Below are 706 nucleotides of genomic sequence, written 5' to 3' on the forward strand. Positions count from 1 at the left end.
GGGATGGAGCGATGATGGCATATGCAATAACAGACGTTGGTTGGCGGTGCGTGGATCCGGATACGGCGCTGATGGACGGCGAGACTCTTGTTGCTGAGTTGCCACAGTGGCTGGTGGATCTGGATTCAGAAAGGGAGAGAGCGTCAGGTGCCAAGGCGCAGATGGACAACCTGCGGACTATTGCCGACGAAGCTTTAAGCCCGCTGCAGGCCGGCGTAGATATTGACGAGATCAGTGATGACGATCGAGTGCTGTGGAAAGCATGGAAGCGTTATCTGATCGCCTTGAGCAAGACACCAGAACGCCCCGGATGGCCAGACGCTCCCGACTGGCCTGCATTACCTGAATCCTGAAACCCGCCATTGAGCGGGTATTTTTTTGCCTGGAGAAAGCCGATGACCATCACCCAGCAGCAGTTGCTGCAGATCCTCCCGAACGCCGGCGCCAAAGCCGGCGTTTTTGCGCCTGCCCTGAATACGGCAATGCAGCGGTACCAGATTGTCGGCACCAAGCGCGCTGCTGCGTTCATCGCGCAGATTGGCCATGAATCCGGTCAGCTGCTGTACGTGCGCGAGATCTGGGGACCGACCGCCGCACAGCGCGGTTACGAAGGTCGCAAGGATTTGGGAAACACCGTGGCCGGTGACGGACTCAAGTACCGAGGGCGCGGGCTGATCCAGGTGACCGGCCGGGCGAACTATGCCGC

The 706-nt window shown here is 59.5% G+C and carries 2 protein-coding genes; both read left to right on the forward strand.

From position 1 onward, the window contains the following. The coding region (locus AC27VU_RS28900; RefSeq protein ID WP_488725410.1) for a tail fiber assembly protein at positions 1-353 on the forward strand (353 nt) is incomplete at its 5' end. Positions 354-395: 42 nt separating this feature from the next. Continuing rightward, the coding region (locus AC27VU_RS28905) for a glycoside hydrolase family 19 protein (RefSeq protein ID WP_488725411.1) at positions 396-706 on the forward strand (311 nt) is incomplete at its 3' end.

The sequence above is a fragment of the Pseudomonas sp. 14P5.3.2 genome (genome assembly GCF_057799175.1).